At 51.9% G+C, this 17,555-nt stretch carries 14 protein-coding genes; 13 read left to right on the top strand and 1 reads right to left on the bottom strand.

The genetic code is table 11. The features are described 5' to 3' along the window. The first annotated feature begins 9 nt into the window (after positions 1-9). From HH215_RS17625 to HH215_RS17615, 3 genes are all read left to right on the top strand, one after another. Positions 10-1,323, top strand: a complete 1,314-nt coding sequence (locus HH215_RS17625; RefSeq protein ID WP_169281105.1) for an ABC transporter substrate-binding protein — start codon at positions 10-12, stop codon at positions 1,321-1,323. A gap of 164 nt (positions 1,324-1,487) precedes the next feature. Continuing rightward, positions 1,488-2,384 (top strand): carbohydrate ABC transporter permease, encoded by an 897-nt coding sequence (locus tag HH215_RS17620; RefSeq protein WP_169281104.1) that lies wholly within the window; start codon positions 1,488-1,490, stop codon positions 2,382-2,384. A 13-nt stretch (positions 2,385-2,397) separates the two neighbouring features. Continuing rightward, on the top strand, positions 2,398-3,222 hold the full coding sequence (locus HH215_RS17615) for a carbohydrate ABC transporter permease (protein WP_169281103.1): 825 nt from the start codon (positions 2,398-2,400) through the stop codon (positions 3,220-3,222). Between the two features lie 58 nt (positions 3,223-3,280). Here HH215_RS17615 and HH215_RS17610 read toward each other — a convergent pair whose 3' ends face one another. Further along, complete coding sequence (locus HH215_RS17610; protein ID WP_169281102.1) at positions 3,281-4,537, bottom strand: BaiN/RdsA family NAD(P)/FAD-dependent oxidoreductase; 1,257 nt, start codon at positions 4,535-4,537, stop codon at positions 3,281-3,283. Positions 4,538-4,739: 202 nt separating this feature from the next. On the opposite strand from HH215_RS17610, the gene HH215_RS17605 reads away from it, so the two are divergent. The 10 genes from HH215_RS17605 to HH215_RS17565 all read left to right on the top strand — a co-directional run bounded on the left by HH215_RS17605 (position 4,740) and on the right by HH215_RS17565 (position 17,414). Next, positions 4,740-6,416, top strand: coding sequence for an ATP-binding protein (locus HH215_RS17605; RefSeq protein WP_169281101.1), 1,677 nt, complete (start codon positions 4,740-4,742; stop codon positions 6,414-6,416). A gap of 55 nt (positions 6,417-6,471) precedes the next feature. Next, positions 6,472-6,597 (top strand): spore protein, encoded by a 126-nt coding sequence (locus HH215_RS36080; protein WP_217362300.1) that lies wholly within the window; start codon positions 6,472-6,474, stop codon positions 6,595-6,597. A 42-nt stretch (positions 6,598-6,639) separates the two neighbouring features. Continuing rightward, on the top strand, positions 6,640-7,023 hold the full coding sequence (locus HH215_RS17600) for a DUF3905 domain-containing protein (RefSeq protein WP_169281100.1): 384 nt from the start codon (positions 6,640-6,642) through the stop codon (positions 7,021-7,023). Beyond that, on the top strand, positions 7,020-7,163 hold the full coding sequence (locus HH215_RS17595; protein WP_169281099.1) for a hypothetical protein: 144 nt from the start codon (positions 7,020-7,022) through the stop codon (positions 7,161-7,163). The genes HH215_RS17600 and HH215_RS17595 overlap by 4 nt, the downstream gene beginning before the upstream one ends. 60 nt (positions 7,164-7,223) lie before the next feature. Continuing rightward, positions 7,224-7,658 (top strand): BrxA/BrxB family bacilliredoxin, encoded by a 435-nt coding sequence (locus HH215_RS17590; protein ID WP_169281098.1) that lies wholly within the window; start codon positions 7,224-7,226, stop codon positions 7,656-7,658. 77 nt (positions 7,659-7,735) lie between these two features. Then, positions 7,736-8,545, top strand: coding sequence for an NAD(+) synthase (gene nadE / locus HH215_RS17585; protein WP_169281097.1), 810 nt, complete (start codon positions 7,736-7,738; stop codon positions 8,543-8,545). 9 nt (positions 8,546-8,554) lie between these two features. After that, positions 8,555-8,944 (top strand): holo-ACP synthase, encoded by a 390-nt coding sequence (gene acpS / locus HH215_RS17580; protein WP_169281096.1) that lies wholly within the window; start codon positions 8,555-8,557, stop codon positions 8,942-8,944. A 154-nt stretch (positions 8,945-9,098) separates the two neighbouring features. Next, positions 9,099-9,968 carry a helix-turn-helix domain-containing protein gene (locus tag HH215_RS17575; protein ID WP_169281095.1) on the top strand — a complete coding sequence of 290 codons (870 nt, stop codon included), beginning with the start codon at positions 9,099-9,101 and terminating at the stop codon, positions 9,966-9,968. Between the two features lie 38 nt (positions 9,969-10,006). Then, positions 10,007-11,089 carry an A/G-specific adenine glycosylase gene (gene mutY, locus HH215_RS17570; RefSeq protein WP_169284446.1) on the top strand — a complete coding sequence of 361 codons (1,083 nt, stop codon included), beginning with the start codon at positions 10,007-10,009 and terminating at the stop codon, positions 11,087-11,089. Positions 11,090-11,525: 436 nt separating this feature from the next. After that, positions 11,526-17,414, top strand: coding sequence for an S-layer homology domain-containing protein (locus tag HH215_RS17565; protein WP_169281094.1), 5,889 nt, complete (start codon positions 11,526-11,528; stop codon positions 17,412-17,414). The last annotated feature ends 141 nt before the right edge of the window (positions 17,415-17,555 follow it).

Here is a 17,555-nt window from a genome sequence, read left to right as displayed (position 1 = left end):
AGGATTTAAATGAAAAAAAGATTTTCTACCATGTTAGTTTTGATGTTGGCTCTCGCATTGGTTGTATCCGCTTGCGGAAACAATTCCAAGAACGGTGAGAGCGCTTCCCCGTCCTCATCTCCATCCAATGGCGCTTCGCAACCGCCGGCTAAAGAACCGGTTGAAGTTACTTTAGCGGGTTGGGGTTCTTCTCCGGAAGAGCAAGCTTTGCTGCAACAGGTGTTAGACGAGTTCCAAGCGAAAAATCCCGACGTCAAAGTGAAATACGAAGTTATCGCCGATCAGTACATGGACGTTATCAAAACCCGTCTAATCGGAAACGAAGCTCCCGATGTATTTTATCTGGACGCATTCGAAGCTCCGGGCCTGATCGAGAAAGACGTACTGGAGCCGTTGGACGGTTACGTAACTCCTGAATTCGACATTAACGACTTCGAAGCTCCGACGATTAACGCATTCAAATCGGCGGACGGCAAAATGTACGGTTTCCCGAAAGATACGTCTACGCTGGCGTTGTTCTATAACAAAAAGATGTTCGCCGACGCCGGCATCACTGCGCCTCCGACGACTTGGGACGAGCTGTTGTCCGTTTCCGAGAAGTTGACAAAGAAAAACGGCAAAAAAGTCGAAGTATACGGTTTGGGTCAAGCTCCCGAGCTGGCTCGTCAAATGTTCATGATCAACGCTTTCGGCGGTAAACTTGCCGACGATCAAGGCATGGCGGCGTTCGCGACTCCGGAAGCGGAGAAAGGTCTGTCCCTCGTTATTGATCAGCATACGAAAGCTAATACGGCGGGACAACCTTCCGATGTCGGCGCAGGCTGGGGCGGCGAAATGTTCGGTCAGCAAAAAGCGGCAATGGTCATCGAAGGCAACTGGGCGATCCCGTACATCCAGACTAACTTCAAAGACGTAGACTTCGGAACCGCCGAAGTCCCTACGGTTAATGGCAAAAAAGGAACGATGGCATTTACGGTCGCTTACGTTATGAATAAAAATTCCCAAAAGAAAGAAGCGGCATGGAAGCTTCTCTCTTACTTGACAGGCAAAGAAGGCATGAAAACTTGGACGAGCAAAGGCTTTGCTCTGCCGACGCGCAAATCCGTATCCGCTGAGCTTGGATATGACAAAGACGCGTTGCGCGGCGCGCTTGTAGCCGGTTCTTCCTACGCAACTCCATGGCAAGCGGGTTCTACGCTACCGACGATCATGACCAACTTCAATAATCAGTTCGTAGCGGCATACACGGGAGGTTCTTCGTTGACCGATGCAATGAAGAAAGCCCAAGAAACCGCCAATAAAGAAATCAAGGCAGCGCAATAATTCAAGTGACTTAGAAGCGAGGGACGTAAGGCCGCCATTGGCGCCTGCGTCCCAAGCTTGTCGCTTACGCGTTGGCGTGAAACGAGTGAAGCCGCAGGCGAACGCGCTCACGGCTTTAGTCATTTCACGCCCCAACACGGAAAGGCCGAAAGGAGAGCTTCAGCATGGCCAGATTGAAAGGGAAGAACAAAATCAGGGATCTATTGTCGGGCTATTCGTTCATGGCTCCCACGATCATTATACTCGGCTGTTTCTTACTGCTGCCGATCGGTTACGCCATCTATTTATCGTTTCACAAAGTGAATCTTCTCGGGACGGTAAGCTACAAATTTACCGGAACGGCTAACTTCGAGAGAATGGTGGACGATCCGCGTCTATGGATCGCGCTAAGAAACACGGCTAAGTACGCGCTCATCGTCGTACCTGCCCAGACGATTCTGTCGCTCGTGCTGGCTTCGATATTGAATATGAAGCTTCGCTACCGTAATTTTTTCAGGGTCGCTTTCTACTTACCTACGGTCACTTCATCGGCCGTGCTCGTGCTTATTTTCATGTGGATCTACAATAGTAACGGTTTGTTGAACTATTTGCTCGATTTGGTCGGTCTTCCGACTTACAACTGGCTTGGAGATCCCTCAGTCGCGCTGTTGGGCATCATGATCATGAATATATGGTCGACGGCGCCGCTGTTTATGGTAATTTATTTGGCCGCTTTGCAAGATATTCCCGAGAACCTATACGAGGCGGCGGATATCGACGGAGCGAACGGCTGGCAGAAGTTCTGGCGCATTACGGTGCCCCAGCTTAAACCCGTCACTTTCTACGTAGTCGTCATGGGGATTATCGGAACGTTTCAGTTATTCGACCAATCCTACATTTTCTCGGCAGGCTCCGGGGGACCGAACAACGCGACGCTGACCATGGTGTTGCTCATCTACCAGTACGCCTTCAAAAGCATGGATATGGGGTATGCTTCCGCTCTTGCCTTTTTGCTTGCGGTCGTCATCATGCTCATTACGCTTATCCAGCGGTTAATCTTCAAGGAAGAGCGGCTGAATTAGGAGGGGATAGGAAATGCGTTCGATCAATCGTTTCAGGCCGGTGTTCTATGTCCTGCTGAGCGTCTACGCGCTCATCACGTTTGTTCCGTTTTTATGGGCGTTGTCCGCATCGTTCAAATCATTGCCGGAGATCGTTTCCGGAGGCATACACTTCATACCGAAGCATTTTACGCTAGATAATTATCAAACCATCTTCAAGCAGGAGCCCCTGTTCTCCCGCTGGTTCTTGAACAGCGCGTTCATAGCCATATCGGTTACGATATTTAATCTGCTGTTTAATTCCATGGCAGGCTATGCGCTGGCTCGAATTCGTTTTCCGGGCAGCACGTTGATGTTCTACAGTATACTGGCCATGATCATGATTCCTGGCCAATTGACGATTATTCCGAGTTACCTGATTATCAAGGAGCTTGGCTGGTTGAACAGTTATCAGGCGATCATCGTTCCGATGGCCGCTCAAGCGACCTACATCTTCATGATGCGCCAATTTTTCATCAGCTTCCCTAAAGAGCTTGAAGAAGCCGCGGAATTGGACGGCTTGGGCAGGTTCGGGCTGTTCTTCAAAGTCGTCCTGCCTCTGGCGAAGCCGGCTCTTGCGGCGCAGACGATATTCATCTTCATGGGCGCATGGAACGAGTTCCTGAAGCCGCTCATGCTGATGTCCGATAAGTCGATGTTTACGTTGTCGGTCGGGTTGAACACGTTCAAGGGGCAGTATATCAGCTTCTGGAACTACATCATGGCGGCATCGATCATTATGACGATTCCGGCGCTGCTGATATACATTTTCTTCAATCGCTTTTTCGTTCAAGGGATTACGTTCACCGGTACCAAATAAAAAATACGGAACGCATGGCAGCGGATATCCCGCTGATCTATGCGTTCCGTATTTCGTTTTACCGAATCGCGGCATTCATGCCTGCGGAATATCCCGTGGAGAAAGCAGCCGTAATGTTATAGCCCCCCGTATACCCGTGAATATCGAGTATTTCTCCGCAAAAATACAATCCGCTCACAAGCTTGGACTCCATCGTACGCGGATCGATTTCCTTTAAATGAATTCCCCCGCCGGTTACGAAAGCATCTTCTATCGACAAAGTTCCGTATACCCTGATCGGGAATCGCTTGATCAGCTTGGCTAATTGCATCCAATCCTGTCTGGGAAGGTTATCATAGGTGAGCGATTCGGCCAGTCCCGCTTGTTGCAGCAACAGCGGGATCATTTTCTCGGGCAAACAAGCTTTAAGAATGTTTTTGATGGACTTTCGCGGCTCAAGCTCCGTTAACCTCATCGTTAGGGAATACACTTCGTCCACGCTGTTGTCCGGCATCAAATCGACGGACACTTCAATATTTCCTACCTGAAATTGCTTGAGCGCTTTGACGACGAATTGGCTGCAGCGTAGCGCGATCGGCCCAGACACGCCGAAATGGGTGAAGAGCATGTCGCCGTGGTGCTCGATGATTTTCTTTCCTTTCGGATTCCATACGGACAAGGAAACGTCCCTAAGGGAAAGGCCTTGAAGCTCTTTGCTCGTAATGAACGGTTCGTTGGACGTTAACGGAACCTCCGTCGGAAATAGCTCCGTAATCGTATGTCCCGCTTTTACCGCCCAAGGGTACCCGTCTCCCGTTGAACCGGTTTGAGGCACGGATTTGCCGCCGGAGGCGACGATGACGGCATTGCCGTCTATCGCTTCGCCCGATCTGAGGCGAACGCCGGCCACGCGGTTGTCCTCGTAAATGATCGTATCCACAGGAGAGTTAAGCTTGATCTCTACGCCTTGCTTGCGGATCTGCCCGACGAGGGTGTCTACGACGGTCTTCGCTCTATCCGTAACGGGGAACATTCGCCCGTTATCTTCTTCCTTAAGCTTGATTCCGAGGTTCTCGAAGAAAGCGATAATATCTTTGTTGTTGAAGTTGGAAAACGAGCTGTATAAGAATCTCCCGTTACCGGGAATATGTTTGATCAACTCATCGTCTTCCTTATTATTGGTCACGTTACATCTGCCGCCTCCGGAAATTCCGAGCTTACGCCCCAGCTTCTCCCCTTTATCGAGCAGAAGGACTTTAGCGCCTTGTTTGCTTGCCGCGATGCTGGCCATTAGACCGGCAGATCCGCCGCCTATTACGATTACGTCGTAGTTCATCTATAAAACTCCCGATTTTTTGTTTTTATTTAGATTCTAACACATCCGCGCGCGCTCCATACCTCATCCATACCTGCTCAATTCCTGCTCTTGCAACCTAAGCCTATTATTGTAACCTATGGTGAGATGTGTTTTAATCTAAGTGATTATATAAGTGGGAAATTGTGTATATGCCGATCCATACTTGCTGGGGGTTCACTGGATGTGGAAAGAGACGCTACTACAAGTCCTAATTGCTTTTCTGCCCGTGTTTATCTTCATGGTTTGGTACTCAAAGCCTGAAAGAACCCGATACACCCACATAGCGCTGGGTTTGGCTTGCTGCGTAGGCATGTTACTGAACATGAATTTTTCTATGGTTAGCGAGCACGGCGTTTATTTCGATCTACGTAATATTCCTTTCATTATCGGTTCGCTGTATGGAGGCATCCCCGTTGCCACGGTTTTGCTGGTCGTCTATCTCGTGACGAAGCTCAACCAGATTACCTATCATTGGGAATATATCATATTAGCGTTTTTTATTATTATATATATTCCGATATTATTTTCTCGTATTCCCATCTTTCAATCCAAAAATAGAAAAGGCAAGTTTATTAACGTCGCCCTCTTGTGCGTGATTCTTATTTTGATTCAAAATGCTGCCTACGTCTCTAGCATTCCGAATTTGAATTGGGACGTAGCCTCCAAGGTTCTGGTTTTTTCATCGTTCTTCGGACTGTTACTATTAGCGGTAACCTTTATGTGCGTTCATTTCGCCGAGCTTTCCTATGAACGGATTCAATTGCAAATACAGCTTCACGAAGTGTCCATGAAGTACCGAAATGAAATGCGGAGGCTGCAGCAATTTATCGATAATACTCCGTTGATGGTCGTCTTCTGCGATATTAACGGAAAGATTACGCACGTTAACGATATGGCGTTGAAATTCGTTACTCCGCTTGGACGGAACGATATTCTGGCTCAGGATTTTTCTTTCTTCTTGGACAAAATGGACGTGCGATTCGAGAAGAGTCCGGTAAAGCGCGTCCTGCAAGGAGAAGACAAGCTCATCGAGATCGTCATGTTGCACGGGCGAACGTTCTATACCGTTACTTGTCCGATTAATGGAATGTCGGCGCAAGGGACGGACGGCGTGTTGTTCATCGGTCACGACGTGACGGAGCTTCAGAGGTTGAAGGACGAGGTTAACAAGATGGAGCGACTAAGCTTAGTCGGCCAGATGGCGGCGAGCATCACGCATGAAATCCGTAATCCGATGGCCGTCATCAGAGGTTTCGTACAATTGCTTAATGAACGAAGCCCATCCGAGCATCAGTCCTATTTTCGTATCGTTCTGGACGAATTGGATCGGGCTAACGCTATTATTAACGATTTTCTGTCCTTGGCGCAAAATAGAATCGTCGAGAAGGAACCGTCCAACCTCAACGAGCTGCTTAACGACTTGCTTCCATTGATCTGGGCGGATGCCAATCTGCGCGGACAAATGATCGAATTGCGGCTCGGAGAGGGCATGGAAAATCTCGAGATGAATAGCAAAGAAGTCAAGCAGCTTGTTCTGAACCTAGCCCGCAACGGCATGGAGGCGATGAGCGATAAGGGCGTTCTGCGAATAGAGACCTTGGATTTCGAGGATACGGTGCAGCTTCGCGTTACGGATAATGGAGTCGGCATTCCTCCGGAGAAACTGGAACGGCTATTCGAACCGTTCTACACGACTAAGACGAACGGAACGGGCTTGGGGCTGGCTTTATGCTTAAGCATCGTTGAACGCCATAACGGGAAAATTCACGTCGAATCGACGGTCGGGCAAGGGACGACTTTCGTTGTTTCTTTCTACAAACCGGGAAGTATGATTAGCGATGTTCGCAAGCACGGATAAGAGGCTATAAATGGGTTACACTACGGGGGATACATCCAATGAGGAGGATGCTTCCATGCCAAGAGAGCAAGGGTCTTCGAAGTCCGTACGGAAAGCAGCCAATCGCGACAGGAAAGACCGATCCCCGTTATCCCCCGGATTCGACAAGAAATTGGACGGACCTAATCGTCCGTCGACTTGAACCGTTATTAGCGCGAGCGAGGATACTAACTCCTACGAGGGCATGAAGCCCGCGGGAGGGCGTGACGATTCGGACTTGGATCCGTTCGAAATCGAATTTCGGGCGGAGTTCCGCGACGACCGGGGGCCGCGGGAGCCGTTCGTGAATGCCCATGGAGTCGTGATCGGAGATCACGATTACGAGTCGGAGAATTCGCCTCTTGAACAGTGGAATACCGAAACGGATCCGTTCGTCATGGCGGGAGCGCAATGGGTGCATCCTTACAAAGATATCGGATTCCGGACCCCGGAAAATCGAGATTTATTCGAGCGGGGAATTGCGCCTTCTTCCGGGATATTCATGCACCCGACCCATTCCGCGGACGGATCTTTCGATCCGGATGACGACGGGCATTTGCTGGTGCCGGAAGTGTTGGACGAGCCATGAATCCGGGCGAGGCGCGGCCGGGATGCCAAGCGGTCGTTCCGCGCAGCATCCTGTCGCCGCACCCGATGATCTTCCGAACGGGCATATCGAGGGAGCAGCTAAGCAATGATTTTGACGGAGCTTGCGGCGGCGCTGTATAATAAGATATAGCGGAATCATCAAACCGCCAATTATGAGATCCGGAAAGCGAGGCGCCTCCTATGTCGATGTCTTTCGAAAGATATATGTTGGATATGGTTCAACCGATGCGCGATGATTTGACTCGGCTCGGCATTCAAGAATTAAGAACGCCCGAAGAAGTGGAAGCGAAGCTTCCTAAGGCAGCGGGTACCGCATTAGTCGTAATTAACTCCGTTTGCGGATGCGCTGCAGGACAGTGCCGTCCCGGCGTAGCGGACGCGTTGCATCATGACGTGCTCCCGGACCACCTGTTTACGGTATTTGCAGGTCAAGACAAGGAAGCAACGGCGAAAGCGCGCGAGTACTTCCTGCCTTATCCGCCTTCTTCCCCATCCATTGCCCTCTTGAAGGACGGAGAACTCGTTCATTTTATCGAAAGGCACCAAATCGAGAACCGCAGCGCTGGAGACATCGCCGCAGATCTTACGGCCGCCTTCGACCGTCATTGCCGGTAATTCATTCATCCCGGGGGCTTAAGCCATTGCGGTTAAGCCAACGGGATATTTTTGTTGCTTACGGGAGGGTAATCGAAATGACGATCCAGCAAGAGATTATTGCGAAGTTAGGCGTAAAGCCGACAATCGACGTGGATCAGGAAATCGAACGTCGAGTTAACTTTCTGAAAGATTACGTCAAGCAAGCGGGAGCGACGGGGTTGCTGATAGCGATCAGCGGCGGCGTGGATAGCGCGGTGGCCGTAGGTCTGTGTAAACGCGCAACGGACGAGCTCTCTCGGGAAACGGGCAAAGAGTACATGACGCTCGGCGTATTCCAGCCTTACGGGGAGCAAGAGGACATCCACCACAGCTACGAGGTGGCCGAAGCCTTCAACCTGAAGCATAAGGTAGAGACGAACATCGAGGAAGCCGTGGACGAAATCGCGCTCGAAACCGAATATGCGTTTAAAGCTCTCGAAATTCATCGCCATATTAGCCGTGGAGGCAAAGGGAACGTGAAAGCGCGCACCCGTATGGTCGTCCAGTATGCTCTAGCCTTCGATTTGAATTTGCTTGTCGTGGGAACGGATCATGCTTCGGAAGCGCTAACGGGTTTCTTCACGAAGTGGGGAGACGGCGCCGTGGATATTACGCCTCTCAGCAGCTTGAATAAACGTCAAGTGCGCGAATTAGCCAGACGGTTGGGAGTGCCCGCCAGCGTCGTAGACAAAGCGCCGACCGCCGGTCTATGGCAAGGGCAGACGGATGAGGATGAGCTCGGGGTGACATACGAGGATAACAGCTCGTACCTGGAAGGCAAGGAAATCGATCCCAAAGCCCGCGAAATCCTCGAGAAGCATTACTTGCGCACGCAACATAAACGGCAGCATATTCCGGGAATTTAAGCGATCGGCATGATCGTCGGTATCGGATTGGACGTTGTCGAGCTTGCGCGGATGGATAGACTGCTCGCGGGACCGGGCAGCCGGAAGTTCGTCGATCGGGTGCTTACCTCCCGGGAGAGCGAAGGCTGGGGTTCATTGCAGCCGCGTCGCGCGTTAGAGTATATCAGCGGCAGATTCGCGGCCAAGGAAGCCGTCGTGAAGGCGATCGGTTGCGGAATCGGAACCTTGGTCGGATTTAAGGATATCGAAGTGCTTCCGGACAAATGGGGAAAGCCCGTTTGCTCCCTATCCGTGGCGTCGATCGAGCGGCTCGGCTGGGCGGAAGAATCTTATCGGATACATATCGCGATAACCCATGAACGTTCTCTCGCGGCCGCTACGGCGATAATCGAAAAGTAAGAAAGACGACAGTCCGGTGTAGTCACAGCTGGGCTGTTATTTATTGGGTCTGGGTTAATGAAATGGTAATTTACGCTTTACTTGACCTGACGTATAATGGAATATATGTTAAAAACGGACGAAGGTTTCTTTATCCAGATAATGGGGCGTAGAGATGACGACGAATTACTTAACTATCATGATGAAACATTTCGAGCACATGAATATAGAGGTTGCCGCCGCGGCGGCAACGGTACTGGATTCCGTTTCGCTCAAAGAGCGGGAAGATACTTACGATTGCCACAGATTCCTTTACGTTAAAGAAGGCGAGGGCAAGCTGATCGCTCAAGACAGAGAGATTCCGCTAGCCAAAGGGACATTATGCATTTTATTATCGGGAATGCCGCATCGGATCGTTCTGGAGCCGGATCGGACGATCACGTTTCAATGGTGTCATTTCCGCAGCAGCTATGAGGATCGCGATTTGTACCGTACGCTTCAGATTCCGATTTATCTTCATTTAGGGGACGAGCATCAAAGCGAATCTTCCGCATTATTCGAGCGCTTGTTCGAAGAGATAGCGCGGGACGGGCTGACTTCAAGACTCAAGATTAAAGCGACCATGTTAGAACTGATCAGCATTTATTTGGACAATCTATCCCTTAACGACAATGGCGCGCCGACGGAAGAGATGCAGAAAATCGACCTGGTGCTGAAATATATCGATGATCACTTGGCTGACAATATTACGATAGAGAACTTAGCGAAACAAGTCTATTTGCACCCGAATTATTTTATCGTATTTTTCAAAGGGATATTAGGTTCTTCGCCTATTCAGTATGTTAATCTTCGCCGGATGGAAATCGCGAAGGGACTGCTTCTTCAGCCCGATTGCAACGTGTCCTCGGTGGCGAGCAAGGTCGGGATGCAAATCTACTATTTCTCCAGGATGTTCAAGGCACATACGGGTTTGACCCCCAGCAGATATCGTAAACAAGCGGCATCGGTATCGAATGTTCAGGCAACCAGAGGAGAGGATCATTGAACGTGGGTATCGACATCGATAATAAACGTTATTTCAGCATGGAATTGCTTAAGTGGTATCAGAAGGAGCAGCGCGACTTGCCTTGGCGGAGAAGCCGGGACCCTTATCACATATGGGTATCGGAAATCATGCTTCAGCAAACCCGCGTAGACACGGTTATTCCTTACTTCAATCGGTTCGTGGATCGGTTTCCCTCGCTCCAAGAATTAGCGGCGGCGCCGGAGGACGAGGTGCTTAAGCACTGGGAAGGGCTTGGTTATTATTCCAGGGCGCGCAACCTTCAGACGGCCGTCCGCGAAGTCGTCGAGAAGTACGGAAGTCAGGTGCCTTCCGGCAAGAAGGAAATTTCCGGGCTGAAAGGGGTAGGTCCCTATACGGCGGGAGCGATACTCAGCATCGCCTACAATCAGCCTGAGCCTGCGGTGGACGGCAACGTCATGCGCGTGCTGTCCAGGTATTTCTGCTTAGAGGACGACATTGCGCGTCCGTCCACGAGAATAAGCATGGAAGGGCTCGCGCAAGAGCTTATTCCCGCGGGAGAAGCGGCGGACTTTAATCAAGCGTTAATGGAGCTCGGAGCGATGGTGTGTACGCCGAAATCTCCAACGTGCTCCGAGTGCCCGGTTACGGCTATGTGTCTGGGTCGGCAGCAGGGGCGGGAGAAGGAGCTTCCCCTGAAGACGAAGGCTAAGAAAGCAAGACCCGTTTTCCGATTTGCGGCATTGGTGGAGGGGACGGGAGCCAACGCCGGTAAAGTGTTGGTCAGGCAAAGACCGGATACCGGTTTATTGGCGAAAATGTGGGAGTTACCCCATATCGAAGTAGCGGATGCGGACGAATGGGAGATCATGTCGACGGGGAAGGCCAAGCTGGAGGAAGCCGCCCTGGAGGATGGAGTACGCCTCCGGGTAACGGAGCAGGTTGTCGGAGAAGCTCAGCATATTTTCACGCATCTTGTGTGGAATATCAGAGTGCTGGCGGCTACGGCAACGGAAGAGACGTACGTGGCGGATCGAACGTCGTACGCATGGGTCGGACCGGAACAGTTCGAAAGTTACGTATGGCCTAACGTGTTCAGGAAATTATTAACGGAATACTTTATTCATGCCATAAATGAATAATCTAGTTAAGAAGCTGTCCGGCGTTGTGAAGTGCACCCCCTAAAGTATTCATCGGTTTACACCTGGGGTGTTTTCCAATGTCTACTTTAAGGGGTGTACTTCAGGATTCCCTGACGGTTTTTCTTACCCTATTCATTTTAGAGAGGTAAAAGGATTCACGCTCTGCTTGTCCATTATCCCTTTCGTTCAGAAGCTGTTTGTTGGCATGATCCTCGAAAGATCCTTTAGCCACGATCGTACTATGGTTAAAGCCGAAGAAATCAACGGGCAATTGCAGGAAGGCCGCGTAAACAAGGAAAGACGCCTATGGCGTCTTTCTTGTTGAAAAATGTTGTCGGTTTACCGCTATTTAACCTTAGGCATTTAGTATTTAGTCGAACGGGTCTCGGCAGCGGCGACGTTCTGCTAAATATGTGGAGCGAAAGGCGGAAGGGTAATGGAAAGGAATATGATCGGTTGGGGAAAACGAATTATTGTTAGTTTGCTTGTTTGTACATTGCTTGCACAGTTCATGCCGATTCCCGGTCAGTCGAATGCGGCAATGGCAATGACTGCGGAAGAGCTATTCGCGGCAGTGGATAAATCCGCAAGCTCGTTGTCCGCTAAGACGGATATCTCCGGCCATTGGGCGGAAAGCACGATCCGGGTTTGGCTGCAAGAAGATTTGGTTAGCGGCCTGCCGGGTGGCAGCTTTCATCCCGACAGCAAGGTTATCCGGGCAGAATTGGTAGCGATGATAAACCGTGCTTTTCAATTCACAAAGGCGGCATCAAGCTCGTTCGCGGACGTATCTTCCGCGAAGTGGTATGCCCTAGACGTTGCGCGGGCGAAAGAGGCAGGCTACATGCAAGGGTCTGGGAAAGAATTGTTCCGGCCGGAAGCATCCGTTACGAGGGAAGAGGCTGCGGTTATTATCGCGCGGTTGCTTAAGCTGGACACGGGAAGTCAATCCGAATCCGGAAAATTCGCGGATGCGAAGAGCATTGCGAGTTGGAGCCGAGGCGCCGTTAGCGCCGTCGTAAAGGCCGGGATTATGAAGGGGTATGCCGGGAATGTGTTCAAAGCCAGGCAACCGCTGACGCGAGCCGAGGCGGTCGTCATCTTGGATCGTGTCCGCAAGATAGGCGATGTTCAGACGATTCCTTCGACGCTCGCATCCTCGATCGTTAAAGCCGGAACATACGGTCCGACATCCGGTACGGAAACGATTGCCGGCGATCTGTCGATTAACGTGCCGAATGTCGTGTTGAGGAACGTAACGATTAAAGGGAATTTACTGCTGGGAGAGGGGATCGGAGAAGGCGACGTCACGCTCGACCGCGTCGTCGTCGAAGGCACGACGACGATCAAAGGCGGGGGTATAAACAGCGTGCACATTATGGATTCGACGCTGACCCGGGTATTCATTACGAAGGTCGACGGTCAAGTCAGGGTCGTTATCGAAGGCTCTACGGCCGTCGAACAAGTAACGGTCAGCTCGGGCGCTACGCTGCAAGTCGCGAGCGGAAGCGGGGCCAGTTACGGTACCGTAAGGGTTTCGACGAACGGTGAAGTGACGCTGGACGGAGACTTTCCGAACGTCGTACTCGTTGCGCCTGCACAATTGACTGTGACAAACGGCAAAGTCGGTAATTTGACTTTAACGGATCAAGCGGCGGGCGCCGACGTCACTTTGCAGAAAAATTCGCAGGTAGGTACCATGAACGTGGGCGCTGCTGCGACGATTAAGGGGGACGGGAAAATCGATACGGCCTCGGTTACGGCGGCGGGCGTAACGATTGTGCAAAAGCCGACCCAGACGGTCGTCGCGGACGGCATTTCCGCCAATGTCGGAGGAACGGTGACGCAAGGATCGGGAACGAGCGGATCGGGGTCAAGCGGATCTGGATCAGGCGGCGGATCGACGGTTACCAGAGTTGCGGTTACGGTCAGCAATCCATCGGCTGGCGGATTCGACCTAAGCCTGGCACCCGCGGTTCCGAATATGACGATCATGAACCTCATTATGGTGAATGCCGATGGGATGCCCGCGCTAGTGTCGAAGCTTCGGAGTACGGATCAACTTGGCTCAAGCTATAGAGCGGATGGCTTCCTGACGGGCGGGGAGTCGTATACGTTATCGCTTGCAATGCCGGGGTATACGTTCGGCGCGAGTACGACGGTGACGATTCCCGACGTGCCTGCGGTTACCGGCGCCTTGGTGAGTCCCGAGTTGACGAAGCTCACGCTGCTATTCAGCAAACCGCTGGCAAGCTTACCCGAATTACCCGCGGGTTTCACGATTACGAACTCCGGCGCATCGGTTGCGATTACGGGCGCGACGCTGTCGACTTCGGCCACGAGACTGGAACTTGCCCTCGGTACGCCCGTCAATCCGAATACGCTGGAGCTGAAATATGTTCCGGGTACGATTCGTTCCACGGATAACAAGGCGCTTCCCGCTTTATCCTGGCGGTCATTTACAGACGGCAGTACACCAGGCGGCAGAGCGGCGTACAATCGTATGCTAGGGAAAACCGCCGAGCAGACGGCGGATGACTTGAAGAACAACGCAAGCGTGGATGCGAGCGTTGCCGCCAAGGCGTTAATCGAAGGCGGCTACAATACGAACGCGCTCATCAAAGCGTTGAATGTCGTATACGGGATCACCAACGAAAACATGCCCGGACTGCTCTTGCCGCAAGGCATTAGCGTCTATCATCTTCTGATCGGTATGAAAGAAGCGGGCATCCTGAACATACAGAATCTGGGCAAAAACTTTAGTCATTATATGGACGGTAATTCCGACGATTGGGTAAGGGCGCTTAATCAGACGGGCTATACCGACGAACAGGTTGTGATCAACAGTTGGTTTTTCCCGAACGTGAAGCTGGCTGCGTCGATGCGTGCCTATTATGGTACGAATAATGAACGCGCTGCGAAATTGTTTGCAATGCGTAATTACAATGGCTTCAGCAACGATGTCGGGCGCGTTCTGAAGGAAGTTTACGGGAACGACGACTGGCAAGCCGTCTCGGCGCTGAAAGCCGCAAGTATTAATGCGAGCAAGGCGGGCCAGATGCTTAAAGATATGTACACAGCAAGCCCGGCACGCGCCGCTGATTTGCTTAAAGAGTACGGATACGCCAAGGAGGATATCGGGGCGATGTTGCTGCAGGATTACGGCGTGACGCCTCAGGATACGGTAAAAGCGATGAGCGGTGCCGGATTTACGATCGGCGAAATCTTGGTAAGTCTCGGTTACGCGAGTAACCCTGTCGCCGCATTGAGAGGATCGTTTACGGCGGAGGAGGTTTATAATTCCCTATATTCTCTTGACCACCGGATCGATACCGTTGTTTCCTCTATGAAACATGGCGGCTTCTCGGCTGTCGAGACGGCAGGCGCGCTGATAGCGACGAACCCGGATATCCGCACGAAGGCGGATCTAATGGTGCAATTGATGCAGACGGATTCTTCGTCTCTAGCCACCTATCGCTATGATGCAGTTGAATCCGCGGGCGCGGCCCGCAAGAAGTTTGGCGGCAGCCTTGCGGAAATCGCAGCTTTGCTGACCCAGTTTGGAGCGGTCACGATCACGACGATGCGGCCGAACCAGGTGACGATTGTCGCCGGCCTTGCCCAAGCGGGGTTTAACTCGGGCGATATTGTGCAGTGGCTTGCACCTTCGAATACGCTCACACAGGCGCAAGCGAGCAACGTTATATTCGAGCTGCGCAATGCGGGCTTTCCGCTCAACAGCCTGGGTAATGTCATGCAGACGTTGTCGGTTAAAGTGTTTTCCACTCGCTCGTACACCCCCAATTGGATTAGATTGCTTGCGGCGAGCGGCCTTAACACGTCGACAAGCGAGCCGATTCCGGGGTATTCCGCGACGGACATCTCTAGGTTTCTAGTCGGTGCGGGTCTTGCGAACTACGATACGATCGCTGTGGATTTGCAGCTCGTATTCAACGATAAAATCGAAACGGCGCGCGCAATCGCGGAATCGAGCGGTTTTTCGATGGTTGACATGCTCTATTTCTTGGGCCCAAGTCGATCCCGAATGTTCCAGGGCGCTACCGACGTCCCGTTCTTGGGGCAGGTGCTCAAGGATATATATGGACTGTCTTCAGACGAAGCCATTCGTGCTTTAAAGGGCTCGAACGTTTCCATCATGAACGATTTCTTTACAATAAAGGAAATTTTGCGGCAAACCTACAACCATACGGATACGACGACGCTCATCAGGGATTTTGCGGCCGGCGGATTCACGATGAATCAGATCGGCGACGGGTTGGTCCTGAACGGAGACGCCTTCAAAGCCGCAGGCTACAGCTCGACGGAAGCGGCCACGTATTTGTTATACAAGCGGACTCCGATGACCGATATGGCGCTGGCGCTGCACAACCTCGGCTATAATCTGAATGAAGTCACGACGGCGCTTTACAACTTGTATACTGGAGTTCAGGATCAGGTCGTTACGCAAGTGACGAATTGGTTGAGCGATCCGCGCTTGGGCTATCGTTCCGAAGACGTAACGGCTTCAGTGACCGCTGTATTCAACATCAATCCGTTCTCTGCGATGGCCCAGTCGCTGTTCCGGGGCAACTACTCGGCAACGCAGGCGGCCGTAACGCTCAAGATGACGTTCACCGGCACGGATTCCGTCGCGATGGCGCAAGGGCTCGCGGCTGCCGGGTATTCGCGGGATAACGTGCTGGTTGCGATATTCCAGGCGTATTGCGACGGTTACATTTATAAAGAAGGCGCACTGTCGACGATGGAAAACGTCATGGCCATCGTGTATCCGGAAGTGACGAACCGGCTGGACGCCACACTGAAGGCATCGGATGTCCGTACCGCGAAATATGCGATTAGCGTCATGAAGTCGCTCGGCAAATCGTTCGAAGAAACGATAGGCGTGCTCGAGCGCGTGTATGGGCTGGACTCTTCTGCCGTGTTGGACGTCATGATGGCTAATCGTCTCTTCGGCTTGGACGAGCCGGGGATTGCGGTTAAAGTAGGCGCTTATTACGGACTTGATCCGGTTGTGCTCCACATCTCCTGGATGGCGGCCCACCGATACAAAGCTTATGACGTGCTGGGTGTCGTGCAGCAAACCTACCGTAATCTCGATGGGATAACGATCGCCCGATTGCTGAATCAAGCCGGTTATACGAAAGAGAGCATCCTATTTGCGTATGACTATAACTTTCACGGCGACTACGTCAATGAAATGGCGCTTATTATGGTGCAATTGTTCGGCAACAGCGATGTGCAGGGGGTCGCGTCGGAACTGCTGCAGTGGGGCTACAGGGGACTGCTTGTTTATCCGGCGCTCAAGGGGGCATTTCCGAACAAATCGCCAAGCGATATTCTCGTTGCGATGAAGCAAGCGGGTTTCACCGATCTGGTGGAAACCATGCGTTACATGGACAAAGGAGTTGCGCCGCCGATCATGCAGTTCCGCAATCTCGGCGTTAATTTGTCCGATGCCCATGGGTTGTTGGAGTTTTCCTGGAATTACAACCTGCGTGACACGATCCGTTATCTGATCGAGGCGGGTTATCCGCTATCCGATATCGGCCGGCAGTTGAATCGGCCCGATGAGCTTGTCAAGCATTTGCGCGCCATGAATTATCCGCTGGAGACGGTCGCCACGATCGTGTATGCGGCGGACCCGCGCCCGAGCATGCTGGTCAAATATTTGTACGATAACGGATATACGAATCTCGACGACTTGGTCAAGGCGCTTAAGGTGGCGAATTGCAATCCATACGACTACGCCATTAGCTTGTGGTTCGGCCCGCACGGCCCATGGACTTTGGCGACGATCGCTCAAGCGATCGCGAGAAACTCGACGCTGACGCTCGAACAACTGGGCAAATCCTTGATGCAGTCGTATAACAATCGCAGATACTTTACGAATATGCAAGTTTACGAGGCGCTCAAATCGGTCGCCAATATCGGCGTGAGCTTTATCCAAGCGGATCTGGACAGCGCCATAAGCGCGATGCTGACCGATCTTTCCGAAGGGATCCCGTTTGCGATTATGCGCGAAGCGGGCCTCAGCTCCAATGACGCCGCCCGTGTCATGAGGAAACTCGGCTGGGACTGGATCCCGGCTTGCATCCAACTGGTGCAGGCGGGATACGGCGCCGGCGATACGTGGGACGCGCTGTGGGACGTGTACCATAACGAGCTCGGTTTCCAAATTTTGAACATCATGTCCGCAGTCGCTCCGCTCGCATCGCTTGGCTTGGCCGACAATCTGACCACCTTGCAGTCCGTCACGAGGGCGGCTTTAAGAAAGGCGATGATGAACTACTTCTTGAGTCAGTAAGAAAGAATGCCGGAACAACCAGAGCAGAAGCCGTGACGGTGCTGCTGAAAATGTTGGCGCAAAAAAGCAAGTAAAGCATCAACGCAAGGCAGGGAGAGGATTGATTCTCTCCCTGCCTTTTGTGCGCTTGGCAGCGCATCG

Source organism: Cohnella herbarum, from assembly GCF_012849095.1.
GTDB lineage: Bacteria > Bacillota > Bacilli > Paenibacillales > Paenibacillaceae > Cohnella > Cohnella herbarum.
This window is presented reverse-complemented; position numbering and strand designations above follow the sequence as displayed.

Bases quoted from the DNA above. Each gene is read 5' to 3' on its own strand.
- HH215_RS36080 (WP_217362300.1), top strand. From the start codon at position 6,472: ATGCCAAGAGAGCAAGGGTCTTCGAAGTCCGTACGGAAAGCAGCCAAT.
- HH215_RS17590 (WP_169281098.1), top strand. From the start codon at position 7,224: ATGTCGATGTCTTTCGAAAGATATATGTTGGATATGGTTCAACCGATG.
- HH215_RS17625 (WP_169281105.1), top strand. From the start codon at position 10: ATGAAAAAAAGATTTTCTACCATGTTAGTTTTGATGTTGGCTCTCGCA.
- nadE (WP_169281097.1), top strand. From the start codon at position 7,736: ATGACGATCCAGCAAGAGATTATTGCGAAGTTAGGCGTAAAGCCGACA.
- HH215_RS17595 (WP_169281099.1), top strand. From the start codon at position 7,020: ATGAATCCGGGCGAGGCGCGGCCGGGATGCCAAGCGGTCGTTCCGCGC.
- mutY (WP_169284446.1), top strand. From the start codon at position 10,007: ATGGAATTGCTTAAGTGGTATCAGAAGGAGCAGCGCGACTTGCCTTGG.
- HH215_RS17620 (WP_169281104.1), top strand. From the start codon at position 1,488: ATGGCCAGATTGAAAGGGAAGAACAAAATCAGGGATCTATTGTCGGGC.
- HH215_RS17605 (WP_169281101.1), top strand. From the start codon at position 4,740: ATGTGGAAAGAGACGCTACTACAAGTCCTAATTGCTTTTCTGCCCGTG.
- HH215_RS17575 (WP_169281095.1), top strand. From the start codon at position 9,099: ATGACGACGAATTACTTAACTATCATGATGAAACATTTCGAGCACATG.
- acpS (WP_169281096.1), top strand. From the start codon at position 8,555: ATGATCGTCGGTATCGGATTGGACGTTGTCGAGCTTGCGCGGATGGAT.
- HH215_RS17600 (WP_169281100.1), top strand. From the start codon at position 6,640: ATGAAGCCCGCGGGAGGGCGTGACGATTCGGACTTGGATCCGTTCGAA.
- HH215_RS17615 (WP_169281103.1), top strand. From the start codon at position 2,398: ATGCGTTCGATCAATCGTTTCAGGCCGGTGTTCTATGTCCTGCTGAGC.
- HH215_RS17565 (WP_169281094.1), top strand. From the start codon at position 11,526: ATGGAAAGGAATATGATCGGTTGGGGAAAACGAATTATTGTTAGTTTG.
- HH215_RS17610 (WP_169281102.1), bottom strand. From the start codon at position 4,537: ATGAACTACGACGTAATCGTAATAGGCGGCGGATCTGCCGGTCTAATG.